This window comes from Paenibacillus sp. GYB006 (assembly GCF_036577645.1).
Lineage (GTDB): Bacteria > Bacillota > Bacilli > Paenibacillales > Paenibacillaceae > Paenibacillus.
Map to the genome: position 1 here is coordinate 576,058 of NZ_JARBDA010000001.1, position 26,497 is coordinate 602,554.

Here is a 26,497-nt window from a genome sequence, read left to right on the forward strand (position 1 = left end):
GCTACTCCTACTTGGAGGTGAACGTAAATGAATCCTTTGGAATATACCGAGGTTGAACAACCCTTTATTGAACAGTTAGTGAGTTATGGTTATACCTATATGGAAGGTTCTAAATTGGAGAACGACCGCTCTTCTAGAGCTAGTGTTGTACTAGAACGAAGATTTGCAAATGCGATCCGCAAGCTCAATCCATGGATTGATGATACCAATGTAGATCGAGTCGTGAAGCAATTTATTTCCTTACAAGCAGAAGATGTATGGCATGCAAATAAGACGATATTCGATTGGTTATTCGGACAAGGAATATCGGTGATGCAGGATGTTGGGGCAGGTAAGAAAAATCAGACGGTTCAACTCTTTGACCATGAGAACGTAAATAACAACGATTATCTCGTGGTCAATCAAATCGTTTTTGAAAATGCAGCAGGAACCATCCGCCCTGATCTTATCCTATACATTAATGGTTTACCGCTTGTACTTATTGAGTGTAAGAGTCCCAAACTACAGGTAGACAAGCAACTGCCGGAAGGTGTGCGGCAATTTGAACGATATATGGACACGAATGAGAAGTTATTCTGGTACAACCAGATGCTGATTGTGACGAGTCGTGATCGTGCTCGTGTGGGTACTATTTTTGCTAAGCCGCAGCACTATGGTCTATGGAAAGATCCTTATCCGTATACTTTTGAAGAGATCGGAAGCCACCGGGCACAGGATGTGCTGGTATCTGGGATGCTTCGTAAGGATACTGTTTTGGATCTCATGAGGAACTTCATCGTATTTGATGGTAAAGTGAAGAAGCTAGCCCGTTATCAGCAGTATCGTGCGGTAAATAAAACGATAGAACGAATTATGAGTGAGAAGAAGCCTTCCCGTCGAGGTGGTGTGGTGTGGCATACACAAGGCTCTGGTAAATCCTTAACAATGGTGTATCTAGCAATGAAACTGCGTCGGCAGACAGAGTTAGAGAATCCGATGCTCGTCATTGTTACAGATCGTCAGGATTTGGATGATCAGATCACGAAGACATTCCAGCAATCAGGATTTCCAAATCCTACGCAAGCTAGTTCAGTTGCTGATCTAAAACGCCAGCTTGCCAAAGGTCCAGGTACAACAGTGATGACGCTGATTCAAAAGTTCCAAGGTGATGATGAGAAGTCGTTTTCTGTCATATCGGAATCGGAGCAAATTATCGTCATGACAGATGAGTCCCACCGTTCACAGTATAAGGGACTTGCTCTCAACATGCGTAAGGCATTGCCGAATGCAACCTTTGTCGGTTTTACCGGAACGCCAATTGATAAGAAGACGCGTTCGACGACAGGTAAGTTCGGTTCCTATATCGATAAATATACGATTGAGCAAGCGGTTGAAGATGGGGCTACGGTTCCGATTCATTATGAATCTCGACTACCGAACTTACATATGAAAGGCGATACTTTGGACGAGTTATTCGCCCGCACTTTCTTCGAGTATGACGATGATGCCAGAGAGAAGATTCAGAAGAAATATGTGAATGATCAGCTACTCTTAACTGCACCAGAGCGAATGAAGGAAATTGCATTGGATATCGTTCGTCATTTTGAATCCCGTATTTTGATTAATGGCTATAAAGGTCAAGTAGTAGCTGTCTCCCGTACAGCTGCAGTTAAATATAAGAAGCTGATTGATCAATATGCGATGGGTCAGTTTGAGACAGCAGTGATTTTCTCAGCTGGACAGAATGATAAGGATGAATTACGAAATTATCACATCTCGAAAGATAAAGAGAAACAGCTGATTGAGCGGTTTAAAAAGCCATTTTCCGAGGATAAGTTAGCGCTGTTAATCGTCTGTGATAAGCTATTGACTGGTTTTGATGCACCAATTGAGCAAGTTATGTATTTGGATAAGCCTCTTAAAGAACATAACTTACTGCAGGCGATTGCTAGAACCAACCGGAAATATGACGCGAATAAATCATATGGACTGATTGTAGATTATTTTGGAGTGTCACGTTTCTTAGATCAAGCTCTTGAGATCTTTAGCGCGAATGATGTTCAGGGAGCCTTGCAATCAATCGATGATGAATTGCCAAGACTAGAACAGCGTCATCGCTCTGCAGTTCGGTTCTTTGATGGACTGAAGCCGAATCAGCTAGAGGAAAGCATTCTGCGACTCGTGGATGAGGATGTACGTGCAGACTTTGATATTGCTTATAAGCGATTTGCGGAAAGTATGGATAAGGTGATGCCAAGTCCTAAGGTGGAGAGATTCCTACCGGATTTAAAACGTCTTGGTGTCATTCGCCAGTTAGTTAAATCCCGTTTTTCTATTGATGATGGCATGGATATCTCTGATTGCGGGGAGAAGGTAAGGCAGATGGTACATGACTATTTACATTCTGCAGGCATTGATGCTAGAGATCCTGTATCAATTTTGGATGTTTCCTTTAAAGAGGAGATTGAGAAAAATACGCTCCCAGAAACGAAAGCAGCTCAGATGGAGCATGCGATTAAGAAAGAAATCTCTGTTCGTCTTGGTGAGGATGAGGTCTACTATACTTCTCTGAAGCAGAAGGTTGAGGAGTTGTTGACACGGTATAAAGAGCGCCAGATGACGATCTTTGAGCTATTAGAGAAACTGGACGCGGTTCGTGATGAGATGATAGAGAAAGTAAACGGTAAGACGAACAGCGGTCTTACTTATATGCAAGAGCCTTATTACAATAAGCTCCATGAAGTATGTGAGCAGCGGGCAGAATATGAATTGAAAGAAATTGCCGTTGATGTACAGCAGTTTATTGAGGAGCGTGTCACACCCATCAGCGACTGGACGACGAAAACCGATTTCAAGCGTCAATTGACTGGTGATCTGAAGGTGAAACTGCTCAAGCAGAAAATGGACATGAGCGATGCCTCTATGCTGACAGGATATTTTACTGCACTCGCAGAAACGCAATATGGCAAAAAATAATGAAAATGACCAGCAACTTGTTTGCTGGTCATTTTCATATATTTAACGTAGATCCGTTTACACGCAGCCATTCCTTCTTCTGTTCATAATCAGGGAGCAGCATTCGTACAGTATCCCAATATTCATTGGAATGATTCATGTATTTCAGATGTGCCAGTTCGTGAACAAGTACATAGTCAACAATAGACGCAGGAGCTAGAAAAATTCGCCAGTTCAATAGGATATTGCGAGCAGGGGTACAGCTTCCCCATCGATGTTCTTGATCTTTGATGACGATACTATTAGGATAATGTTGAAATTTATCTGAGAATTTATTCATTCGGTCTTTCGTAAAGATCATTCCTCGATGTTTAACCCATTCCACATACAGCGGCATAAGGAGTTCTCTATACTGGTGTTCTGGTATTTCGGTATGAACGTATGCTCGAAATTGACCTTGATAGAAGCTGATTTCTGGTTTTATAGATTCATTGGTTTTAATCACCTTTAATCGATATTGTCTGCCTAGATAGGGCAGTTTTTCACCAGAGATGAACTTTCGCTGAAGACAGCTCTGCTTCATCTCTTCAAAGTTTAACAATTGAGTGCGTATCCATGTCCCTTTACGGTGCAAGATATTTTCAATGGTTTGTTCTTCAGCAGTATTAGGAGCGACCACCTGTACACCCTGTTGATTAACAGAGATGGATACCGTCTTACGGCGGTTGCTTCTCGTTAATTCGTATTCAATGGTCTTGGTTCCAAATTGAAATAATGGCATGATGATTCCTCCTGTTCATGTATTATAACAAGAATTTGAAGTTTATGGACAAGCAGTCTGTATGGAAATAAAAGGAGAGCTGATCAGCTCTCCTTTAAGCATTCATCTTTATATACTTTTCCGACTAACCTTATTCCCATCATAAGCAAACTGTATCTGTTTATTATCGACAACCGTCTCCAAATACACAGCTTTCCCCCATAATTGATAAACATAAGGGAGTGTCCGTTCCACATACTTTACATCCAGCTCTACACCCTCAAATTGATGCAGCAAGTAAAGCTCCCCTCTATGCATATAATCCCCATCTTTAACGACCAGATAAGGAAATCCTCCATTTACCCTGGAGTAGGCTAGCTGATCCCGTATATTTTCCCATGACTTATCTGTAATTTTCCAGTCAGGACCTTTCTTTTCAAATACATATAAATCGAGTTCATTGACCAAGTCCTTTGTAAGGTAGTTGCGAATAAAGGAAATATCATGATCAGCTTCGCGCACTTCAAAAATCTTTTCTCTGCCGCGTCCAGGCATTCTCCCGAAACGTTCTCTTTCTTCAGGTGTAGGATTATCCCAACGTTTCTCAATATGCTCAAACATTTTAAGTCCTAGATAATACGGATTTAATGATTTCGTTGAAGGCTGTACAACAGAAGAATTTAACTTGGCATATTCGATGGTTTCTTCTTCTGTCAGATCGAGTTCTCTCATGATCCGCTGATGGAAAAAGGTTGCCCAGCCTTCATTCATTATTTTTGTCTCCATTTGTGCCCAAAAGTAGATCATCTCATCCCGGAGCATAGTCAGAATGTCTCGCTGCCATGGCTGCAAAACAGGAGAGTATTCCTCGATAAACCATAAGATGTCTTTCTCAGGCTGAGGAGGAAAGCGAACAGGCTCCTCAGGAGCTGTTTCTGGAGCTTCTGAGGGCTCAAGTGACCAAATATCATCATATGGTGTTTTTTGAGCTGCAGGATCAATCACAGGCTTTTTATTAGCTAATGAGTTGACGTAGGAATCTTTTCCCATTTGATAAGGCTTTACTTTATTAGGATCGATATGTTCTTGTATGGAAAGTACCGCATCAATAAACTTCTCCACTTGAAGAGCACCATGAATGATTTCATATTCTCGTATTCTTTCTGCCGTAGCGGTCATGCTTTCGACCATTTGACGATTAGTCTTGGAGAAATACGCGTTATTTTTGAAGAAATCACAGTGGGCTAGGACATGCGCAACGATCAGCTTATTTTGTACGGGAGAATTGCTATCTAGTAGGAATGCATAACAAGGGTCAGAATTGATAACAAGTTCATAGATTTTGCTTAGTCCCATATCATATTGCATTTTCATTTTGTTAAACGTCTTACCGAAGCTCCAGTGGCTGAAACGTGTAGGCATACCGTATGCTCCGAAAGTATAGATAATATCGGAAGGGCATATTTCATAGCGCATGGAATAGAAATCGAGTCCGAATCCCGTAGCGATTTCAGTAATTTCATCAATTGTGTATTCAAGATCTTTTATATCTTCTTGAGACATCATATTGAAGCCCTCCATCTCAAATTTTTTCTAAACGATTGCACTGCTCTTGAGTATTAAATTTGTTCTGAACTGGACAGGATGAAGTCAAAAGGAGTGTTAATATGATTCTGATTGTCAGCCTGTTATTGGTTCTGAATTTTATTTTCTTTCAAATGTATTCCAATCAAAAAAAGATCATTGAAAATTACCGGGACAATGCACTTGAAGCGATAACTACAGATGAAGATATGAAAGAAACGTTACGTATTGGTCTTTACCATCGGTTTAAAAGAGATCCTGAAGAAGAGAAAGCGGAGAACCCGCTGTTGTTCGAACATTTTGTTGCTGAAATTATGACTTCTGTCCGGGGAGGAAGCACTTATGTAACGAAAGGTTCTAATGATTACGGCGTTGATATAGAAGAAGAGACAGATGCAGGTTTATACCTTGGACAAGTCAAGTGTTATAATGATCTGAAATCAGTTGATTTTAAACCCATAGCAATCATTCACTCACAAATGATCAAACAAGGAGCCGTTGGAGGATACGTAATAACGACAAGTAAATTCACCTCAAATGCGTGTAACTATGCAAATGGGCTTGATATTGATTTGATCGATGGAAATCAGCTTGTCGAGTTATGGCTTGAGCATTTGGATTCAAAACGTGAGAGTGTCTCCGAATTCAAAGCTGTACCTGCGACATGAAATAATTTAGCTAATGTGAAGCAATATACGGTATGATATACTCGAACAAAGGAGGGTGAGGATATGAATTTTAGTCTCAAAGCTCCCGATGGAACGGTAATTGAGTCGTATCATAAAGATCACAGGGAGTATATTCGAATAGCAGGGCTTGAATACGAGATCTATAATCCTGTTGAAGAATTGGATGCGGATCCCGAGATTAAAGAGATGATAGAAGCTTCTGAACAAGATATTCAGCAAGGAAAAGTATACTCCACAGATGATCTGGTTGAAGCGATAAAGCGTGGTGACTGGTAATTGATTGTAGAATGGACCAACACAGCTGTAACGCGGCTTCACCAGATCAAGAGTGAGCACTATACAGAGCAGGAAACAATGGAGTATAAGATTGATCTTATTCGGCGTATTGAAGCTAAGGTGGTCCATATGGGTACAGCGATGCCATCTCGTGAATATCTGGGCACGTATTACTGTATCGTTGATCGTTATATCGTATCTTACAAAGTAATGGAGAATGGTGAGCGTTATATTATTACTTCATTCAAACATGGTGCGATGAAGCGTAAACTGTATTAGATAAATGAAACCGATTCGATTAGGAATCGGTTTTTTGCTGTATGAATTTAAGCACCTTGGGGATACGAAGCCCAGCCTTCGTTCATAATCTTGGTCTCCATTTGCGGCCAGAAGTACAGCATTTCTTCACGGAGCATGCTCATGATGTCTCTTTGCCAGTCAGTCAGAACTTCAGAGAACTCCTGAACGAACCACATGATGTCTTTTTCCGGTTCAGGAGGGAAGCGAAAGACTTGGTGTGTATTTAGATCAGGACCCTCAGGAGCTTTAACTCCGATATCCCATAGGTCGTCATATCGCCCAGGAGGACGAACAGCGGGGTCTGGATTTTTTTGTTCTTTTATTTTCAGCTCCATATAGCGCTGTTTATCGAGATGCTGCGGTTTAATAAGCTGCGGATCGACATGCTCCTGAATGGCGAGGACAGCATCAATGAAAGATTCGACGGCTTCTGTGCCGTACTCCAGTTCATACTGCTTAATCCGGTCTGCCGTTGCTGCCATACTTTCGACCATATTTCGGTTAGACTTCGAGAAGCGGGCGTTATTTTTAAAGAAATCACAGTGAGCAAGGACATGGGCTACAATCAGCTTATTTTGAATAAGAGAGTTGCCGTCCAGCAAGAAGGCATAACATGGATCAGAGTTAATAACCAATTCGTAAATTTTGCTGAGTCCGAAATCATATTGCATCTTCATTTTCTGAAAGGTCTTCCCAAAGCTCCAGTGACTGAATCTAGTCGGCATGCCATACGCACCAAAAGTGTAAATAATATCAGAAGGACAGATTTCATATCGCATTGGATAATAATCGAGTCCGAAGCCATTTGCGATCTCCATAATCTCGTCAATAGCATATTCCAGGTCCTTTAATTCACTTGAACTGCTCATGAAACGCTGCCTCCTTCTTTGTTATGAAAAAAGGTGCGCAGGGCCTTGTATACTTCGCCCTTTTCTTTGATGACATAGTACATGAATTGATCCATCTTGATATTTCGGTAGGCAGACATCAGCGTACTGCTTCGATTATACTGATTGACCTCACCATAACCGAACATATTGCTTCTTTTCAGCAGTTCGCCGATTAATTTAACACAGCGTTCATTATCACTGGTTAGGTTATCGCCGTCAGAGAAGTGAAAAGGGTAGATATTGTAACTTGAAGGTGGATAACGCTGATCTATAATCTCAAGCGCTTTAATATAGGCAGATGAACAGATCGTACCGCCGCTTTCACCACGAGTGAAAAATTCTTCTTCGCTCACTTCTTTTGCTTCCGTATGATGAGCGAGGAAGACAATCTCTACTTTTTCGTATTGTTTACGTAAGAACCGGGTCATCCAGAAAAAGAAGCTTCTTGCGCAATATTTTTCAAAAGAGCCCATGGACCCGGATGTATCCATCATGGCAATAATGACGGCATTGGAGTGAGGGATGACGGTATCGTCCCATGTTTTGTAGCGGAGGTCATCAGGGCTGATATGATGGATTCCTGGGTTCCCGGTAGTTGCATTCCGGCGTAAATTTTCTAAGATGGTCCGCTTCTTGTCGATGTTGGATTGCATCCCTTTTTTACGGATATCGTTAAATTTAATACTCTGTGTCTCAATTTCTTCTTTGTCTTTTTGTTTGAGGTGAGGTAAGGAAAGTTCGGAAAACAGCATATTTTCAAGGTCTTCCATGTTGATCTCTGCCTCTACAACGTCTTGACCTGGCTGATCGCCTGCTTTTTCGCCTTTACCTGGTTTTTGACTCGCAGGATCACGTCCAATGACATCGCCGACCTGACTATCTCCATCTCCTTGGCCGACATGCTTTTGTTTTTGATAATTATAGACAAATCGATATTCATCCAGGCTCCGAATCGGAACTTTAATGATCTGTTTACCATCGGACATAATGATATTTTCTTCTGTAATAAGGTCGGGCAGGTTCTGCTTAATGATTTCCTTCACCTTCTGCTGATGGCGCTGCTGATCTTGGTAACCTTTACGGTGAAGAGACCAATCTTCTTTCGAAACGACAAATGAGTAAGGCTGGCGAGAATCCGGCATTTTAGGCACCTCCCCTGTAAATTGTGCGGCACAGTTTGACCTGCTGTAAATTAAGTATATTCACGGGCAGGGATGATATGTGATGACATCGATATAAAATAGAGAAGTGGAACATTTATCTTCCTATTATTGTCGTTAACTTACAGAAAATGATTCGCTTTTGCTGCGGTTCAGTGTATGATGGTTTAAAAGAGAAGAAGATAGGACCATCGTTTTCGTGCATGGTCAAAAGTGCAGGAGGGAATATAGCGCATGCAATATCAAAGTACTCGAGGACAGGTTAGTGAAGTAGGATTTATTGATGCATTTCTGATGGGGCTAGCTACAGATGGAGGTTTGCTCGTACCAAGTACCATTCCTGTCATATCTAGCGACAAGTTGGAAGAGTGGAGAACTCTTTCCTTTCAGGATTTAATGCTTGAAATTTTTTCTTATTACTTGAATGAAGAAATTCCGAGTGATGAGCTGAAGGAGATGGTCTATGCCAGTTACAGTACCTTCCGGCATGAAGACATTACTCCCGTTCATCAACTTACGGATGATATATATTTACTTGAATTGTTCCATGGTCCAACATTTGCTTTCAAGGATATTGCGCTTCAGCTCATGGGGCAATTGTATAGTTATGTAGCTAAACAGTATAAACGCCCGATTAATATTCTGGGTGCTACTTCTGGCGATACAGGGGCATCTGCTATTCAAGGTGTTCGAGGTAAAGAAGGAATTAATATTTGTATCTTGCATCCGAACGGAAAAGTAAGTAAGGTGCAAGAACTTCAAATGACTACAGTACAAGATGAGAACGTGCTGAATTTATCAGTGGAAGGCAATTTTGATGACTGTCAGCGGATGATTAAGGAACTTTTTGCGGATGTGAATTTCAAAAATGAGCATCATCTGTGCGCAATTAATTCGATTAATATTGTTCGCATCCTTGCTCAAACGGTTTATTATTTCTACGCTTATTTCCGGGTCACAGATCAGCGCCCTGAACTAACAGGAGTACCGCTGCATTTCAGCGTACCTACAGGTAATTTTGGAGATATTTTTGCAGGATATCTGGCTTCTCGTATGGGTTTACCTGTTGGTAAGCTGGTACTTGCAACGAACGAGAATAATATATTAGAGCGTTTTGTGAAAGAAGGGGTCTATAAACCTGATGGATTCCATACGACGTACAGCCCTTCTATGGATATTCAGGTTGCCAGCAACTTTGAGAGATATCTTTATTACGTTTTGGATGAGAATGCAGAGCAAACCGAAAGCTATATGAAGAGTTTCCAGGAGAGCGGTGAAATTCGAATTCCACAAGAGCTGTTAAGCAAAGTCCAATCCGAATTTGCAGCTTACGGTGTGATCGGGGCAGAGTGCCTCGCAACGATTCAAAAATATAACGATGAAAAAGCATATTTGCTCGATCCTCATTCCGCCTGCGGAGTTGCCGCAGCAGAACGTACGCTTCCTGCAGGTGAAGTTGTTGTTTCATTAGCTACAGCGCATCCTGCAAAATTCAATGAATCCATTGAACTTTGTGAGATTGAGCAGGAATTCCCGCCGCAAATCTCAGCACTGTATGATATGCCTGTTCGTAAAACGGAGGTAGAAGGAACGATGGATCAAGTGGTCGCGGAACTCCTTCCTTTTTACCATCGTCTCCAAGTGAAATAAAAGCGAAATTTAATACAAAAAACCGTCTAGGATGAAGAGCTGGTCTACATCTTAGAGGGTTTTTTGTGTTTTTATTTAGGGTACTGTTTCTTTCGAGTGAAGAATAGACTATCTTTATCATTTGCTAAAGGAAATTTGGAAAATCCAGCTCCGTTATTTTATGAAAGAGAATGAAAACAGTCATTGACATGATACAAATTGTATCTTAAAGTATTGTTAAACATACATAATGTATCGACAATGTTTTTAACTCTGTTCGCATCTTCAGGATTTTTGTAAGTCTTCTGTCAGAAAGGAGATGCACTTTTTTGAAAGACTTCAAGGACGATCAGCTTATATTTCTGTTATGTACCCCAAGAAGCGGTAGTTCTTTAGCCACAGCTATGATCCAGAATCATCCCGAAGTATATGCTGCTCAAGAAATGTGGTATTTACTCAGTCTAGCTGATCTGAACATTGTTCCATCTCGACCCTATGGCGGTAGCGCCATTGTCAGACAATTCGTTCATGGAATTTTACCGACAGGTGTTTATAATAAAGCAGCCAGAGCATTTGCAACGGAAGTCTATGGTAGCCTTCTAGAACAAAATAGAGCACACTATGTTATCGATAAATCCCCAAGATATTATATATGCCTTGAATTTCTGGATGTGCTTTTCCCCGGATCAAAACGCATAGGTTTATTTCGTAATCCTCTTGCAGTCGCGGCTTCCTACAAAAAAGTAAACCAGCATACGGGTGAACCTTTTTCGTTAGTTCATGATTTAAATAAGTCAGAGCCCAGTATGAAGATCGTTGATCTTACCGTTGGCCTTTTCCGTAATTACCATTATTTTAAGTCAAAAAACGTTAATACTTATATTTTAAAATATGAAGATATGGCAAGGAATCCAGCCGATGAATTACGTAAAATATGTCAGTTTACGGGAATTCCTTATCAAGACGGTATGGAGAAATATGGTTCCCCAGTAAGTGAGGCGAAAGCCGATTTGTTCTACAGCATGGGGGTAGGCGATCCTTTTTTACTGCAACATAAGGAAGCACATGCAGATTCGATTGATATTTGGAAAGAACAGCTCACAAGTGAAGAGATTGATGCCTACTGCAGGGTGCTTGGATCGGGGATCTTCACAGCATTAGGTTACGAAGAAGAACTTGCCGAAGCTGAACGCATCACAGGTGAAAAATACTCGGTAGAGCCTGATGTTACTCTTCTTCAGCAGATAGAAAACCATTTTGCAAAAATAAGCGGATATCGCTGGCAGCCTGAATATGAAATGTTATACAACAAGTCGTTAGCTGTTAGCCCTACAGCTCCTTCTATAGATTATGGGTCAGTTATCAAGATAGAAAATGAAGATTACGAGATTGCTCTCACCCAAATCTCTCAGTTGGAAACAAGAGTCAGACTTCTGGAGAATCGACTCACTAAGGCTTACAGGGATAAACAACGGTTGGAATACCAGTTGCAGGAGATCAGAAAGAAAATAAATCAGCTGAAATCTTTACTCCCGTTTGGGAACAAGGTAGCGTCTCTCGTACAGGGATACCTAGGCGGAAGGAGAGAGAAATCATGAGTGCAATAACAGGATGTAGATACCATAGCCAGAGTATTCTGCTGGATGAGATGGAACCTGTCATGCGTTCATTTGATTCCTATCCATGGGATCGTATTGATTCCTGGTGTGATGGACATATTTTTATGAGTTGTCATGCACAGTGGGTTACGCCTGAGTCGATTCATGAGCAGCTTCCCTATTATGAGGAAGAAACAGGTCTGGCTATTACAGCAGATGCGATTTTGGATAATAGATCAGAGTTGTTTGAAAGGCTGGGAGTTCCCCGCGAAGCAAGAAAAAGAGTAACGGACAGTCAATTGATACTTATAGCTTATAAGAAATGGGGGAAGCTTGCCCCTAAACAGCTTATTGGAGATTTCGTCTTCATGATCTGGGATGAAAAAAAGAGACAGCTCTTTGGAGCAAGGGATGTATCAGGTCATCGAACCTTCTATTATACTTCAGATTCGGAGCGATTTGCTTTTTGCAGCCGGATTACTCCACTCTTTAAGTTACCTTTTTTCCGTAAACAGTTGAATGAACATTGGATGGCTGATTTTTTAGCGATTAATGGGATGTATGAATCGAACGACATTCATGCTACCGCCTATCAAAATATAAAACAGATTCCTCCAGCCCATAGCATTACCGTTCATTCTGGCGGAATGGTGAGTCTCCACAGATATGAGCAAATCGATCAAGTGGAGACATTATATCTAAAATCGGATGGGGAATACGAAGAAGCTTTTCGTGAGGTAGTAGAGGAAGCAGTGTCCAGCCGTCTACGAACATTCAAACAGGTAGGAGCAGCACTTAGCGGAGGACTTGATTCCGGAACAATAGCAAGTTTTGCTTCTCCTTTACTGGAGAGACAGGGGAAAACACTTCAAGCTTACAGCTATATTCCGATCTCTGATTTTGTAGACTGGACATCAAGCAGGCTCATTGCAGATGAAACTCCCTTTATACGATCTACGGTGGAGCATATCGGGAATATCCAAGAACATTATATGGATTTTGTTAACAAAAATCCACTGTCTGAAGTGAATGAGTGGCTCAGCCTTATGGAGATGCCCTATAAATTTTTTGATAATTCTTTTTGGATACGTGGATTTTATGAACAAGCTCAAAAGGAGAATGTAGGTGTTCTGCTTACGGGAGGAAGAGGCAACTTTACAATCTCCTGGGGGCCGGCTCTAGAGTATTACACTCAGCTTCTACGAAAAGGAAGACTATTTCACTTGGCAAGAGAATTGCAATTATACAGCCGCCAAGCCAAAGTTCCAAGATCAAGATTACTTCCTATGATTGGAAGTAAAGCATTTCCCTCAATTCATACTTTTTTTCATAAAAAGAAAGAAAGAGACGCGGTACCTGAGCTGATCCATCCGGATTTTGCTGAAAAAATGGGGATATACAGCGGCAGCCAGCAGTACATAACAAGTTCAAATACAAACATGATTGATGCAGTTCAAGCAAGACAGGAAAAATTCAGTAATTTATCGATAGCAAACAAAAATGGCGCCACCTCAACGAAACTGTCTCTTCGTTACGGCCTGCTTGAGAGGGACCCTACAAGTGATCCAAGAGTGGTTCGTTTTTGTTTGTCAGTTCCTCTTGATCAGTATGTCCAAAAGGGTAGAGATCGGGCATTATTACGCAGAGCTATGAATACACGTCTGCCTGATAATGTAAGGTTAAACCAGAGTGTACGCGGTATTCAACCAGCTGATTGGATTCATCGTATTCGTCCACAGTGGGATGAGTTTACATCCGAGATTGTGAAATTGAGTAAGGATAGCAGTGTATCAAGCTATTTGAACATTCCTCAGATTGAGAAAGGATTGGCAAAAATCAAGGAACCGCGGCCGGAAATGGCTTGGGATCCCGAGGTTCGATTATTAATGCACAGCCTGATCGTATACCGATTCTTAAATCAGTTCTAGATAACTAGTTACTTAAAGCGCGGCAGGTTGTTCCTCCTGCTAGGAAGGGAGGTGAATGTATGTTGACAGAGAAAAAAGAATGGCAGGTTCCTAGTTTGGAAGTGCTAGATATAAGCAGCACAAAAGCAGGAATAGGACATAGACAAATCGATTGGGTAACTGAACATGATGGTGACCTGTATAATCCTAGCTAACTCAGCTTAAACGTATTTACAAGTAATACCTTCTGTTATCAGTAGAGAGATGAATCACATTTCTCTACTGGTAACTAACTTAGGGTTTAACAGCGTAGACAATATAAAAGAGAGGCTTTACCCGAAGCGGAGAGTGATCACGTTAGGAGTAAGGAGGTTGGTGTGGTGGATAGTGGAAATAAGAAATATCTTTATCAAGCATTTGGTCTTAAGATGTGGAGCGAGATTCCTCTGCCTGAATTAACAGAAGTGGAGATCACTTCTATAGGCGAAGTTGATGTTTATATTGAATTTGGCAAATTAGAGCATATTGCAGAGGAATGGAACATTGCTGGACAAAATTTTCAATATCGGGATGAAGCATTACTATTTGAGATCCCTGATCTTGCTCTTTTTGAAGTGTCTTATGGGAGACAAATTACTATTTCACCTAAATATGGAGTAAACATGGCGCGGATAAGGTTATATCTCCTTGGAACTTGTATGGGAGCCATTCTTATGCAGCGCAGGACACTGCCGCTTCATGGGAGTGCGGTTATGATCGGCCAATCTGCTTATGCATTTTTAGGAGATTCAGGAGCAGGGAAATCAACACTCTCAGCAGCGCTAGCAAATCAGGGATATCCCTTGCTTAGTGATGATGTAGTTGCCGTGCATTATACGAAAGGATCTGCTGAGCCTATTGTTTCTCCAGCATATCCACAGCAAAAACTAAACGCATACAGCATGGACATGTTACAAATGGAGTCAGCGGGGTACGAAATCATCATGGATGAATTCAAGTATGCCGTACCTAGAAGAGACAAATTTTATGTAGATGATGTTCCTCTTGCAGGTGTATTCGAACTTCTACCAACAACAGAGAATAACATTACCGTTGAACCGATCTATGCCTTGTCAGGAATCCATCTGCTCCAAGCGCACACCTACCGGCTAGCTTTTATTAAAAGAATGAGTATGCTTCAGTGGCATTTTTCAAGTGTTACCCAGCTGGCAGGAGTACTTCCGATGAACCGGATATCACGTCCTCTTGATGGAAGAACAGTACATAATGTAGTGGACACCGTGTTACAAACGGTAAATAAAGGAGTGAGTCAATCCATATGACAGAAAATGTAGTTATGTTAACTGAAACTTACATTCAAGAAGAAGGCTATGTGGTTAGTGATATGAACGGAGATAAAGTTATGATGTCTATTCAGTCTGGAAAATACTACAATCTCGGCAAAACGGGTGGACGAATCTGGGAGCTCTTATCAGAAGGAAACACGATTCCAAATCTAGTACACACGCTCACAACAGAATTCACGGTATCGATAGATCAATGTGAGAAACACGTCTATACGTTTATGCAGCAACTATACAAGGAAGGACTCATCAAAATACAGAAAAGCTAGGATGAGAATCATGAGAACTGCTCTTTTTCGGTCTTTTCTCAGGCAAAAACCTGCTTTAAAGCGAATGATCGTAGAAGCATGGTTATATCTGGCCTATGCGAGAGTGATGAGCTTTTTACCATTCGCTAGGATTGCTCCATTGTTAGGCACTGAACAGCAGGAAACCACTTTTGAAAGACATCCAGTTAAAGAACAAACTGCACTTCATATTGCTAAAGTGATATACAAGGTTGGCAAACATACCCCGTGGAAAAGCGAATGTATGGTCACTGGCATTGCGGCAATGAAGATGCTCCAGAGGCGGAGGATTGCCAGCACACTGTATTTTGGTATTGCAAAGAATGATGATCAGCAGTTAATTGCACACGCTTGGCTTCGGAGTGGGACTTTATACGTAACAGGTGCGGAAGGTATAGAGAAATTCACCGTTGTAAACAAGTTTGCCAAACAATCCTAGCATGTAACAAAAGGGTGGTTTATAGAAAATGAAGAATGAGCAAAATGGTCTGCTAAAACAAGCTTCCATCGTTGAATTTCAATTCATGTGTGAGTTGTTGCAGAGAGAAGATCACGGTGAGTCAAATCCATTAGAAGAGCACTTTACTCAAGTTAATTGGGAAAAGTTTATTGAACTTATCATACACCACCGAGTATATCCGCTGATTTTTCCAAAGTTACATCACATCAGCAGCAAGGTTCCTGCTGATGTGATGAAGCAATTAGCACACGGTGTCATGACGAATACCCTATTTATGATGAAGCTCACTGCTGAATTAGAGCGTTTACTCTCCTCGTTAGAGGGGGCTGGCGTCAAGGTTTTGACCTTAAAAGGACCTATTCTTTCGCAAGAATTATATGGGGATCTGGCTCATCGGACATCCAAAGATCTGGACTTGCTTGTGAACTATAATGATGTAGAGGCCACGCTTTCCCTGCTTGAAGGACTGGGTTATATTAAAGAGTATGAACAACCGCATATCCTTGGAAGCTGGAAATGGAAGGACCACCATATTCCTTTGATTCATCCTGCGCTAAAAATACAAGTTGAAATTCATTGGAGTCTGAATCCATCGGGAGCGAAGAATGTACCCTTTACGAAATTATGGGAAAGAAGACGCACGACGACAATTGTCAATCGTGAGGTTTCTTATCTAGGGCAAGAAGATCTATTTGTATATTTAATCAGCCATGGAGCTAGGCACGGATGGTTTCGCCTACGCTGGCTGACTGACATTGACCGTATTATTCGTAATCAGCAGTTAAATGATGATCTAACCTTTTTTATGGATGAACATGAAGCCAAACATTATGCAGGGCAAACTTTTTATCTATGTTCTGAACTCCTGAATACACCGCTGCGGAGTGATATGAAGCTGGTGGCAGAAGAGAAAATATCAGTTAAATGGGCAGCTTATGCTTTTGAACTTATCAATGACGGGAAAATTCCGCATAAAGAAAAGCTAAAATCATATTTACATCATATTAAATCCCCTAAACGACGATTATATATGCTGCTGGGGCGTTTGTATCCGGGTCCTCAGGACGCGGCTTTGTTGCCATTGCCTCGTGTATTGCATTTTTTATATGTACCTTTACGCCCGTTCTTATGGATCTGGCGTCGTGCCAAACCGTGAAGCAGGGAGATAGAATATGAAAGAATTAAAGCTCTACATGAAGAAACTCTACGCCATTACGGGCGGTAAACTGCTTGTAAACGTTATCTGTATGGTCTTAATCAGCATTCTAGAGGGAGCAGGTATTTACATGCTCATCCCGATGCTCGCTGCTATTGGTATTGTTGACACTAGTTTCGGTGGATCACTACCACTAGAATGGTTACAATCTATAATGCAGCATATACCCGCAGACTCTAAGCTTGCAGTGGTTTTGGTTGTGTTTATCAGCATTGTAGCTTTTCAAGCATTTTTACAACGAAACCAGACGATACTCAGTTCACAAATTCAACAGCATTTTGTACATACGCTTCGTTATGAAACCTATCAGCTTCTTCTTCATTCGAAGTGGGAGCTATTTATGAGTAAGCGTAAATCTGATTTTAGTCATATCTTAACCTCAGAACTCGCGCGTGTTAGTCAGGGCACAACACTTCTTTTACGGCTGACTTCAGCCTCCATTTTTACTATCATTCAAATCGCTTTTGCATTTTGGTTGTCTCCACTGCTAACGTTGATGGTGCTTGGTAGTGCTACCGTGCTATTCTTTCTTCTTCGGCCTTTTGTGCATAAGGCAAAAAAACTTGGAGATCATACCTCGGATTTGTCACAGCAGTATATGACGGAAATCGTAGAACATTTTAATGGGATGAAAGATATAAAAAGCAATGGCCTTGAAGAACAGCATATTCAGGGATTTCGGGCACTGTGTTTACGGATGGAAAAAAACATGGTTGATTTCATTAAACTAAATTCCGCTACCCAGCTCATCTATCAGATTAGTGCGGTCGTTATTATTGCCTTATTTGTATACTCTTCTTTGCATTTGTTCGCGTCTCAAGGAGAGTCAATGCTGCTATTGATCGTCATTTTCTCAAGGTTATGGCCGAGATTCTCGATGATACAAACAAGTATCGAATATATTGTATCAATGATTCCTGCCTTTCGAAGCCTGATGCAGCTGCAGAGCGAATGCGAACAATCGAAAGAAAACATTGATTTGCACGTAGTAAACCAACCACTTCATTCTGATGAAATGCCGATCCTTCTAAATCAAGGTATTCGGTATGAACAGCTCTCTTATCGTTATCCTGGGCAAAAAAAGGATGCCCTTCACGGAATTAATGCTTTTATCCCTGTTAATGGAATGACCGCTGTGGTAGGACGATCAGGAGCAGGGAAAAGTACGTTCATTGATCTTCTAATGGGACTTATAGAGCCGACAGCAGGACGAATTATGCTTGATCAGCTTCCTCTGCAACAAGAACAGCGGGGGCACTGGAGGCAGTCTCTCAGTTATGTTTCACAAGATCCTTTTTTGTTCCATTCGAGTATACGTGATAATCTGCTTCTAGTTAGGCCTTATGCCACAGAAGAAGAGTTATGGGAATCGTTAGAGTTTGCAGCTGCTGGGTTTGTTAAAAAGCTGCCACAAGGGCTAGATACAGTGATTGGAGACCGCGGGTTACGTTTATCTGGGGGAGAACGGCAGCGGATTGTACTGGCAAGAGCAATTTTACGAAATCCTTCTATTCTGGTTTTGGATGAGGCTACAAGCGCCCTGGATAGCCAAAACGAATTGCAAATTCAGGAGGCTTTGGACAGACTGAAAGGATCAATGACGATTATCGTAATCGCTCATCGGTTATCGACCATTCGTAACGCAGATCAAGTGATTGTTCTTGAGGATGGCAAGGTTATGCAGCAAGGAGAGTATGAGGGACTTGCAAGCGATGAGGAAGGTGTATTCGGACAGTTGTTATCCTACCAGACGAGGGTGTCTTTATAATTCAAACGATCACCCTTCGTTAGTAGATTGAAATTTTAGTTTTTATAGCTTGTCCAATTCTTGCAGTAACTTAGCAACGGAATTTTTAATATCCAGAAGCTCGGTATCAATGATGATATCGGGCTTATTTGGTATTTCATAAGGTGCCGAGACACCTGTAAAATGGAGAATTTCTCCTTTTCTTGCCTTGAGGTATAGGCCTTTTGGGTCTCTTGCTTCACATTCCTCAAGTGAACAATTTACATAAACCTCAACAAATTGCCCAGGTTCAAACATTTTTTTTACCATCTGGCGATCTTCTTCATGAGGAGAGATAAAAGCAGCAATTACGAAAAGACCTGCGTCGAGAAAAAGTTTGGAAACCTCGCCTATGCGGCGTAAATTTTCTTTGCGGTCTGCCGGGCTAAAACCAAGATCTTGATTAAGGCCTTTTCGTACCTGATCTCCATCAAGAATATAACACGGATAATCGTGCTCCATTAATACTTCCTTCAGGTGAGTGGCAAGAGTAGTTTTACCTGAGCCTGATAGGCCGGTAAGCCAAATCACTTTTGGATTAGTGAAATTGATTTTTTTTATTGATTCCAAATCAGTAATCCTCCTAAAATAAAATGACGGAACGTAACACAAACTTCATTTATTTTTAATTATATCATGAAGAAAGAGGATCATCCGATTTAAACGTTTTATTTCGGGGTAAACATGATCAGTTAAGTCAAAATGTTTAAAAGAAAAATATAGGAGGCACCACCATGAAAGAGAAAAAAGAACCATTACATATAGATGTACAGTTTAAATGTCCAACGTGTACTCAAGAAGTAAAAGTACATTTTGTAGAAGAACAGGTGCTCACCGTTCGCTGTGAGAGTTGCCGACAAGGATATACACTAATGAGACCAACGATTGGTCAGGAAATCTTGTTAGACTGGGAACAAGAGGCATTGTTTCATAAAATGCGTGCCGAAAAAAAAGAACAGGATAACACAGAGATGATGGCTCTACTGATCAAAATTGTGGAACTGCTGACATGGAAGGATGAAGGGCGCGGTCAAATTCAGGCCATTGAAGCAGCACGAAGCTGGTTGTCTCATACCGATAAATCGAATGTTGTCCATGAACTTTTACATATCATTTCTGAGCAAGAAGGGAAGAAGGGGTACCGATTATAACAGTATAAATCTGAATGTTTGACATAAAAAAATGGATTCTTGCTCATATTATCTTAAGTAACATAACTGTGTAGATGATAGGAGCGGATTCATGATGAAAAAGTGGTTTATGGTCAGCATCATGATCATCTTGATCATGACTGGCGCCGGTGTCCACTATATACAGGCTTCCCCTGTGAAAGATGCATATCACTTTGGTTTCAAAAAAAGTAAAGATGGCGGGCTTGCATCCATCAATGAGGAAGGATTTAAAGGAATTCTCGAAAAAAATGAAGCGATATTCCTTGGGGATACCTCACAAAAAGAGTTGTATCTAACGTTTGATAATGGTTATGAGAACGGATATACACCTGCTATTCTAGATGTGCTTAAAGCCAAGAAAGTGCCAGCGTCATTTTTTGTAACAGGGCATTATTTAAAAGATCAGCCTGATCTGGTCAAAAGAATGAGTCTGGAAGGCCATATTGTAGGGAATCACTCCTGGAGTCATCCCGATCTGAGCGTAACACCAGATGCCAAAATTAAAGAAGAACTGGATAAAGTCAAACAGGAAGTGTTTGCTCTAACGGGCAAGGAAATTCCTTATCTTCGTCCGCCACGCGGGATTTTCAGCGAACGTTCTCTTACTGTCAGTAAGAATGAAGGTTATATTAATGTGTTCTGGTCTATTGCTTATAAAGATTGGGATACGAAGGTACAGCATGGTGCTCAGTATGCCTACGATCAAGTGATGAAACAGCTTCATCCAGGTGCGGTGATTTTACTTCATTCGGTGTCTAAGGATAACACAGAGGCCTTAGGACAGATCATTGATGCGGCTAGAGCACAGGGTTATACATTCAAAAGCTTGGATGAACTCAAAACAAAAACATATTAATGTTAATTCATGATTTTTTCAGGTTATCTCAAAATACAAAAAGAAGAAGACCGATTCCATATAGGAACGGTCTTCTTCTTTTAGACTTAAGCTCTTACGTAAACAAGTCCAATCGTTTTAGGTCCGCAATGACTCGAAATAACACAACCTGCTGTAGCCATTTCAATATGTTTTGCTTTGGTTTTTTCCTTTAATGTCTTCTGAATCAGAAGTGCATCTTCCTCGCACATCGAATGTACAACGAAAATGGTATCGTTATTCATTACATTGACATTACTAAGTGCATTATTCAGCATTTGGTCAATGGCTTTTTCGCGTTTGCCTCTAACTTTATATGCGGGCGTCATCTTTCCATCAACCACCTTGATTACAGGCCTGATTTTGAGAAGACTGCCGATTAAATTTTGCATTCCTGAACAGCGGCCACCCATGTATAGATAATCAAGTGTATCAATGACAAACTCGGTTTCTACTTTTGGTCTCATCTCAGTCAACAGGTCAACAATTTCAGTGATGGTTTTTCCTTGTTCAGCAGCTTGAACTGCTTTCATTACGAGTACACCAATTCCGGATGTTAAGTTAAGTGAATCAAACACAGTAACACTGCCATCTGGAAATTCGCCTGAAGCGATGAGTGCATTTTGATACGTAGAAGAAAGCTCAGATGAAAGGCTAATAAATAAAACTTGATAGCCCTGATCTATGTAAGGACCAAAAGAAGCCATAAAATCAGCAGGAGAAGGTGCTGCCGTTTTTGGAAGACGGCCTTCACGATCTACCCTTGCATACAGCTGTTCGGGGCTAATTTCAACACCATCTTTTAACGATTCATCGCCAAACACGGCATAAAGTGGAACAATACCAACCTCATGTTGCTGGACCCAAGTCTTAGGTAAATCACTGGTGCTGTCCGCAAAAATTTTAATTCGCGACATCTTAATCCCCTTTTTAGAAAAAATTCATTTATAACATACAGTTCTATTATAATGCATATAGACATTTGTAGCAAAAAGATCTGAGGTCATGATCAGATCATACCTAGAATAAAGAAGCCTACAGTAATGAGTAATATGATCCCATGAAAAATCATCCCGGTAATAGGAATTATTTTTTTTCGATTCTTAAGGGATAGGCCAACAATCGCCAAAATCATACCTGTTAGATTAAGAAGTAATCCAACAAGGACCAGAACGCCAATTATGATTACATAAATACTCTCAAGCATTGCCTCAGGAGAATTACTCTGTAAAATATCTCTTGCTGCTGCCGGTGATAAAGCAAGAATAGTAATGTAGGTGATAAGAGATAGGATACCCAATACAAGAGAAGCAATTCCAGGACCTGAGTGTTTCAGCGGAGTTACTGGCGGCTGAAATGTTCCGTAAGGATTATTCACTTCTGTTACCTCTTCTTGTTTTGTGTTATCCCTTTCATGAACCTGCTCGAATTTATCCATCCGTATACTCCTTATTTTCTGTTTTACCATTTAATGTTTCATAAATCTTTCAAAAAAGCAAGAGAAAGGAGAAAATGAGTACAGCTCTGAATGTTGCAGTTTAGTGACAAACCTCACTTTAGATAGCTTAGGGGAAACCAATTGAGGTAAGATAATAGAAAGACAACAGGAACAAGGAGTGAAATGGAAGTGGCAAAAAAGTGGATAGGCATCGGTTCAATTCTAGTCATGCTTTCTGTTATGATTGGTGCATTTGGTGCACATATGTTAGAACCTATCATTGGTGAGGACAAGATTTCAGTATATGAAACAGGTGTTCAGTATCACATGATCCATGCACTCGGCATCATTTTAATTGGAGTTATTGCAAAAGTTTTCGGTGAAGCTAAGTTACTTGTCTGGTCAGCTAGGCTATTATTCATTGGTATTATATTATTCTCTGGAAGTTTATATGCGCTAAGTATAAGTGGTCTTGGTCCATTAGGAGCTATAACTCCTCTCGGCGGTGTAAGTTTTATTGCTGGTTGGATATGTCTAGCGGTTACCGCTTTGAAGAAAGTATAAAAGAAACGGCTTCTCTCTATTGCTGAGAGAAGCCGTTTCTTTTATACGTATTTTTCGATTTCGGAGGTATGAATAGAGTACACCTGTTTCTCGTCAACGTGATAAATGCTTACTAACTTGGTTCCTTGATCATAATTTAATATACGACAGGGGATGCTTTTTTGCTGTCCCTTGTTGTCTCGAATATGGATTCGGATGAGTCTGCCTGCTTGCATCGCAGAATTAATCCAATCGTCAGAAGGACACATGAATGCAGGTATGGAGTGTTGTTGATTTACAGCTAAGGATTGCTGTCTTTCGGCCAGTTTCGTTGTTTTTGGATAGTTGTTTTGCTTGTTAGGTTCAACTGCTTCTTTAGGAGATAGTTTGTTCGGTAAAGCTGCATTCTGTTCAGTAGAAGGGTACTCGTGTAAAGCTTCTTTGATTTTTGTACCCAGCTCGATGCCGGACTGTATTCGAAAGTCACTGATTCCTTCCGGTTCATTAAGAATTTCAAGCAAAGCTTGCAAGGCAAGGGCATTGGTACGGCTATGAATCATGATATCTACATTAAATAAAAAAGCTTGTTCATGATTTATGTTTGATGATATGGACTTGTTCATGTTTTTAATTACCCCACGCTGCAGATTTCTGTTACAATTTTTGGATATGTATTTCATAACTATATCATTAAAATGCAAGGATGAATAGTACAATAGACATATAAAATTACAAAAGAACGAATAGTAAGATATCAAATTCGGTAGTTTCATAGGTTATAGGACATGTTTTATCAATAATTCGGTGCTCCGCTACTGTCCACACCGTTTGTAAGACCTAGGAATATGATGTCGAGACGTAAAAGCGAAGGGGGTGTTTTACGCAAATGGTAACATTAGAACCGGTTCAAGTTGGAGAATATACCCTTACTGCCGTGGAAGTGAAGTTACCTAAAACGACGCTCATTACTGTTTCGACATCAAAGGGATATATTATGTGCGGAGCGCTCGATGTAGGTTTACTTAATGAGCGTTTGGGGCAGCGACAGATTATTGCAGCTAGAGCAGTAGGGGTTAAAACCATTGCGGAACTGCTGGCAGCACCAATGGAATCTGTAACACATGAAGCCGAAAAACTAGGGATCGTACCTGGTATGACCGGAGTAGAAGCCCTGATTAAAATGATGTGAATAAAGCAGCTGGGTTCTTAGCTCTTCAAAAACAAAGCAGCCCTTTCTAAATGGGGGCTGCTTAACAATATAAATGAGATTAAATCATACTCGCTAACAGAGTGAATCCATTTCATATCTCATAATAACGTTATGAATTAAATTTTAGAGTACAACGCTTTTAAGTTTTGGTCGAAAGGAGCGCGGACGATTCCTTTTTCCGTAATAATAGCGGTTACGTATTCGTTTGGTGTCACATCAAATGCGGGATTAAATACTTTGATTCCTTGGGGAGCAGTACGCTTACCGAACCCTTCAGTCACTTCTTCCGGTGCGCGTTCTTCAATGGGAATATGTGCACCTGTCGGTGTATTCAGGTCAATGGTTGACATCGGACAAGCTACGTAAAATGGAATCCCATGTGCTTTAGCAAGAACAGCAACACTATAAGTACCAATCTTATTCGCAACATCCCCATTAGCAGCTACACGATCGGTACCTACAATAACAGCTTGAATCCAGCCCTTAGACATCACCATTCCAGCCATGTTGTCGGTAATGAGTGTTACATCAATTCCAGCTTGCTGCAGTTCAAAAGCCGTTAAACGAGCACCTTGGAGAACGGGACGCGTCTCATCTGCGAAAATTTTGAGATGAATTCCTTGTTCTTTGGCAAGATACATTGGAGCTGTAGCGGTACCGTATTTTGCTGTTGCTAATCCTCCTGCGTTACAGTGAGTCAGTACGCCCATTCCGTCTTGGAATAAAGGCAAGGCATTTTCACCAATCATTCTGCATACTTCTTCATCCTCCGCACGGATTGCAATGGCTTCTTGTGCTAGACCTTCATTTAATGCAGAGATAGAGAGGTAATTAGGGTCCTCGCTAAGTTGTACAGCGGCTGCATACATACGGTCCAGCGCCCAGAATAGATTTACTGCGGTAGGTCTTGATGTCGCGAGATAATCGCATACTTCCTTCACTTTTTCAAGCCAGCCTGCAATATCATCCTTCTGATACTGGCCTGCACCAAGTACCACGCCAAAAGCTGCCGCGATACCGATTGCCGGAGCACCTCGCACTTTCATGGAATGAATGGAATCCCATATCTCTTCCGGAGTATAGAGGTCAAGCATAACAATGGATTCAGGCAGTAGTCTCTGATCGAGAAGTTCAAGGTGATCTCCTCTCCAGTTAAGTGAAATTAATGGATTAAACTCCGTATTCGTGCTGAAATTGCTCATCGTTGTCCTACCTTTCCTTTGCTAGCGTCTGTAACGAGATTCATAAAGTCGTTAATGGATGTAATCCGGCGGTGATTTTTCACCAGGTTTTTGCCAATGGAGAGTGCTTTTCGTTCAGCTTGTTCTCTAATTGTTTCATTGTTAATCGTATCGATATCGGCTACATGCGCAAGTCCGACGATCCGGCGAATCATTTTGCTTCCAGCGAATCCGGCGCTGTCTTGAAGGAGTTTAGTTATATAGAACGCTTGATAGCCATTGGTACGAGCCATGTAGTCCTGGACATCTTGATTCCATAGATCGCAGAAACTGATTTCAAATTCGGTCCATACATTCTGAACCATTAGAAGCAGTTCTTCTGCACGTGCGGAGGCGGCAGCTTCGTCTGTGATCCATCCTGGTATAGATACATAGTGCAGAAGCAGATTGGCAAGAACGGCACCGATATCAAATCCCATGGGTCCATAATAAGCGAATTCCGGGTCGATTACTTTTGTAGATTCTGATGTAACAAAAATACTGCCTGTATGAAGATCACCATGAAGCAAAGCTTGCGCCTCAGTAAGAAACTTTTCTCTTAAAATCGCAATTTCCAAATGCAACTTGCTATCCGTACGAAGCGCCTCTGCTTCATCCTCAATAGAAGGAGAGTAATTGTTTCGTTCAGATATACGATAAGGCTCTTCAAAAATAAGATCTTCTGTAATCTTACATTGGTCTGGGTTTACGAATTTCTTAACTTTTTCTTTCTTAAGAGATTGATCCATAGCTAAATCGGACGTATAAAAAAGTGTCCGAGCCATAAATTCTCCGATATGTTTGGAAAACAGAGGATAGTGGTTTCCTTCAATTAATCCTTTTCTCATGATGACATGATCACTGAGATCTTCCATGATCGTTAAAGCAAGTTCATCATCATAATAATATACTTGCGGAACAGAGCCAGGGCAGATTCTATACTCTTCCTGTAGTACCTCACGTTCAATTCTTGCGCGGTCTAGCGATAGGGGCCATGATTCACCAACAATTTTGGCATAAGGCAATGCCTGTTTAACGATCACACTGTTGCGGGAATTCGTATCTGTAATATGAAAGACGAGATTCAAATTACCATCACCAATTTCCTGGCAGGTCAGTTTACTGTTTGCATCAAATAGATCCAGTACATTCTGAGACAGTTGCATTGCTTCATCAAGAGTTAAAGGATGATATGAAGACAAGGTAGGCACCTCCGCTAAA

Annotated in this window: 26 protein-coding genes and 1 pseudogene; 17 read left to right on the forward strand and 10 right to left on the reverse strand. The window is 41.0% G+C overall.

What is annotated here, in order from left to right; translation table 11 throughout:
- Positions 1 to 27 precede the first annotated feature (27 nt).
- The gene (locus PV403_RS02835; RefSeq protein ID WP_332083539.1) at positions 28 to 2,955 is read left to right on the forward strand and encodes a type I restriction endonuclease subunit R; all 2,928 of its coding nucleotides are present in this window, start codon (positions 28 to 30) and stop codon (positions 2,953 to 2,955) included.
- A 34-nt stretch (positions 2,956 to 2,989) separates the two neighbouring features.
- Here PV403_RS02835 and PV403_RS02840 read toward each other — a convergent pair whose 3' ends face one another.
- Both PV403_RS02840 and PV403_RS02845 read right to left on the reverse strand, forming a co-directional pair.
- A complete protein-coding gene (locus PV403_RS02840) occupies positions 2,990 to 3,715 on the reverse strand; it encodes a M48 family metallopeptidase (RefSeq protein ID WP_332083540.1) in 726 nt (241 codons plus the stop codon).
- 108 nt (positions 3,716 to 3,823) lie between these two features.
- Positions 3,824 to 5,257 carry a SpoVR family protein gene (locus PV403_RS02845; protein WP_332083792.1) on the reverse strand — a complete coding sequence of 478 codons (1,434 nt, stop codon included), beginning with the start codon at positions 5,255 to 5,257 and terminating at the stop codon, positions 3,824 to 3,826.
- A 104-nt stretch (positions 5,258 to 5,361) separates the two neighbouring features.
- Between PV403_RS02845 and PV403_RS02850 the strand changes: the two genes are divergently transcribed.
- The 3 genes from PV403_RS02850 (at position 5,362) to PV403_RS02860 (ending at position 6,522) form a co-directional block, all read left to right on the forward strand.
- Positions 5,362 to 5,946, forward strand: a complete 585-nt coding sequence (locus tag PV403_RS02850) for a restriction endonuclease (RefSeq protein WP_332083541.1) — start codon at positions 5,362 to 5,364, stop codon at positions 5,944 to 5,946.
- 63 nt (positions 5,947 to 6,009) lie between these two features.
- Complete coding sequence (locus PV403_RS02855; protein ID WP_332083542.1) at positions 6,010 to 6,243, forward strand: hypothetical protein; 234 nt, start codon at positions 6,010 to 6,012, stop codon at positions 6,241 to 6,243.
- On the forward strand, positions 6,244 to 6,522 hold the full coding sequence (locus PV403_RS02860) for a type II toxin-antitoxin system RelE/ParE family toxin (protein ID WP_332083543.1): 279 nt from the start codon (positions 6,244 to 6,246) through the stop codon (positions 6,520 to 6,522).
- Positions 6,523 to 6,584: 62 nt separating this feature from the next.
- Here PV403_RS02860 and PV403_RS02865 read toward each other — a convergent pair.
- Positions 6,585 to 7,412 (reverse strand): annotated as a pseudogene (locus PV403_RS02865) (SpoVR family protein); the annotation flags it as partial.
- Positions 7,409 to 8,575 (reverse strand): sporulation protein YhbH, encoded by a 1,167-nt coding sequence (yhbH, locus tag PV403_RS02870; protein ID WP_213532073.1) that lies wholly within the window; start codon positions 8,573 to 8,575, stop codon positions 7,409 to 7,411. The gene yhbH and the pseudogene PV403_RS02865, both read right to left, overlap by 4 nt.
- A gap of 252 nt (positions 8,576 to 8,827) precedes the next feature.
- Between yhbH and thrC the strand changes: the two genes are divergently transcribed.
- From thrC to PV403_RS02915, 9 genes are all read left to right on the forward strand, one after another.
- Positions 8,828 to 10,243, forward strand: a complete 1,416-nt coding sequence (gene thrC, locus PV403_RS02875; protein WP_332083544.1) for a threonine synthase — start codon at positions 8,828 to 8,830, stop codon at positions 10,241 to 10,243.
- A 308-nt stretch (positions 10,244 to 10,551) separates the two neighbouring features.
- Positions 10,552 to 11,820, forward strand: a complete 1,269-nt coding sequence (locus PV403_RS02880) for a sulfotransferase family protein (protein WP_332083545.1) — start codon at positions 10,552 to 10,554, stop codon at positions 11,818 to 11,820.
- Positions 11,817 to 13,748, forward strand: a complete 1,932-nt coding sequence (locus PV403_RS02885; protein WP_332083546.1) for an asparagine synthase-related protein — start codon at positions 11,817 to 11,819, stop codon at positions 13,746 to 13,748. Before PV403_RS02880 ends, PV403_RS02885 begins: the two co-directional genes overlap by 4 nt.
- 59 nt (positions 13,749 to 13,807) lie before the next feature.
- On the forward strand, positions 13,808 to 13,942 hold the full coding sequence (locus tag PV403_RS02890; protein ID WP_332083547.1) for a paeninodin family lasso peptide: 135 nt from the start codon (positions 13,808 to 13,810) through the stop codon (positions 13,940 to 13,942).
- Positions 13,943 to 14,107: 165 nt separating this feature from the next.
- The gene (locus tag PV403_RS02895; protein WP_332083548.1) at positions 14,108 to 15,049 is read left to right on the forward strand and encodes an aldolase; all 942 of its coding nucleotides are present in this window, start codon (positions 14,108 to 14,110) and stop codon (positions 15,047 to 15,049) included.
- Entirely contained in the window at positions 15,046 to 15,339 is a 294-nt protein-coding gene (locus PV403_RS02900; RefSeq protein WP_332083549.1) for a lasso peptide biosynthesis PqqD family chaperone, read from the forward strand. Before PV403_RS02895 ends, PV403_RS02900 begins: the two co-directional genes overlap by 4 nt.
- Positions 15,340 to 15,349: 10 nt before the next feature.
- On the forward strand, positions 15,350 to 15,796 hold the full coding sequence (locus PV403_RS02905) for a lasso peptide biosynthesis B2 protein (RefSeq protein WP_332083550.1): 447 nt from the start codon (positions 15,350 to 15,352) through the stop codon (positions 15,794 to 15,796).
- A gap of 28 nt (positions 15,797 to 15,824) precedes the next feature.
- A complete protein-coding gene (locus tag PV403_RS02910; protein WP_332083552.1) occupies positions 15,825 to 16,973 on the forward strand; it encodes a nucleotidyltransferase domain-containing protein in 1,149 nt (382 codons plus the stop codon).
- Between the two features lie 16 nt (positions 16,974 to 16,989).
- The gene (locus PV403_RS02915) at positions 16,990 to 18,801 is read left to right on the forward strand and encodes an ABC transporter ATP-binding protein (protein WP_213532081.1); all 1,812 of its coding nucleotides are present in this window, start codon (positions 16,990 to 16,992) and stop codon (positions 18,799 to 18,801) included.
- 42 nt (positions 18,802 to 18,843) lie between these two features.
- On the opposite strand, the gene cysC is transcribed toward PV403_RS02915, so the two are convergent.
- A complete protein-coding gene (gene cysC / locus PV403_RS02920) occupies positions 18,844 to 19,389 on the reverse strand; it encodes an adenylyl-sulfate kinase (RefSeq protein ID WP_249717031.1) in 546 nt (181 codons plus the stop codon).
- Positions 19,390 to 19,553: 164 nt separating this feature from the next.
- Here cysC and PV403_RS02925 point away from each other — a divergent pair, with 164 nt between their 5' ends.
- Together PV403_RS02925 and pdaA are read left to right on the forward strand one after the other, a co-directional pair.
- On the forward strand, positions 19,554 to 19,970 hold the full coding sequence (locus PV403_RS02925; protein ID WP_332083553.1) for a hypothetical protein: 417 nt from the start codon (positions 19,554 to 19,556) through the stop codon (positions 19,968 to 19,970).
- A 136-nt stretch (positions 19,971 to 20,106) separates the two neighbouring features.
- Positions 20,107 to 20,847, forward strand: a complete 741-nt coding sequence (pdaA, locus tag PV403_RS02930) for a delta-lactam-biosynthetic de-N-acetylase (RefSeq protein ID WP_249717097.1) — start codon at positions 20,107 to 20,109, stop codon at positions 20,845 to 20,847.
- A gap of 86 nt (positions 20,848 to 20,933) precedes the next feature.
- Here pdaA and PV403_RS02935 read toward each other — a convergent pair whose 3' ends face one another.
- Together PV403_RS02935 and PV403_RS02940 are read right to left on the reverse strand one after the other, a co-directional pair.
- Positions 20,934 to 21,782 (reverse strand): DegV family protein, encoded by an 849-nt coding sequence (locus tag PV403_RS02935; RefSeq protein WP_332083554.1) that lies wholly within the window; start codon positions 21,780 to 21,782, stop codon positions 20,934 to 20,936.
- A 92-nt stretch (positions 21,783 to 21,874) separates the two neighbouring features.
- Positions 21,875 to 22,303, reverse strand: coding sequence for a hypothetical protein (locus tag PV403_RS02940; RefSeq protein WP_332083555.1), 429 nt, complete (start codon positions 22,301 to 22,303; stop codon positions 21,875 to 21,877).
- Between the two features lie 189 nt (positions 22,304 to 22,492).
- On the opposite strand from PV403_RS02940, the gene PV403_RS02945 reads away from it, so the two are divergent.
- Positions 22,493 to 22,867, forward strand: a complete 375-nt coding sequence (locus tag PV403_RS02945) for a DUF423 domain-containing protein (RefSeq protein ID WP_332083556.1) — start codon at positions 22,493 to 22,495, stop codon at positions 22,865 to 22,867.
- 41 nt (positions 22,868 to 22,908) lie between these two features.
- Here PV403_RS02945 and PV403_RS02950 read toward each other — a convergent pair whose 3' ends face one another.
- Positions 22,909 to 23,469 (reverse strand): hypothetical protein, encoded by a 561-nt coding sequence (locus tag PV403_RS02950; protein ID WP_332083557.1) that lies wholly within the window; start codon positions 23,467 to 23,469, stop codon positions 22,909 to 22,911.
- A gap of 263 nt (positions 23,470 to 23,732) precedes the next feature.
- Between PV403_RS02950 and PV403_RS02955 the strand changes: the two genes are divergently transcribed.
- Positions 23,733 to 24,035 carry a YunC family protein gene (locus tag PV403_RS02955; RefSeq protein ID WP_213532088.1) on the forward strand — a complete coding sequence of 101 codons (303 nt, stop codon included), beginning with the start codon at positions 23,733 to 23,735 and terminating at the stop codon, positions 24,033 to 24,035.
- Positions 24,036 to 24,172: 137 nt separating this feature from the next.
- On the opposite strand, the gene mtnA is transcribed toward PV403_RS02955, so the two are convergent.
- A complete protein-coding gene (gene mtnA / locus PV403_RS02960) occupies positions 24,173 to 25,258 on the reverse strand; it encodes an S-methyl-5-thioribose-1-phosphate isomerase (RefSeq protein ID WP_332083559.1) in 1,086 nt (361 codons plus the stop codon).
- On the reverse strand, positions 25,255 to 26,478 hold the full coding sequence (mtnK, locus tag PV403_RS02965; RefSeq protein WP_332083561.1) for an S-methyl-5-thioribose kinase: 1,224 nt from the start codon (positions 26,476 to 26,478) through the stop codon (positions 25,255 to 25,257). Before mtnK ends, mtnA begins: the two co-directional genes overlap by 4 nt.
- Between the last annotated feature and the right edge of the window lie 19 nt (positions 26,479 to 26,497).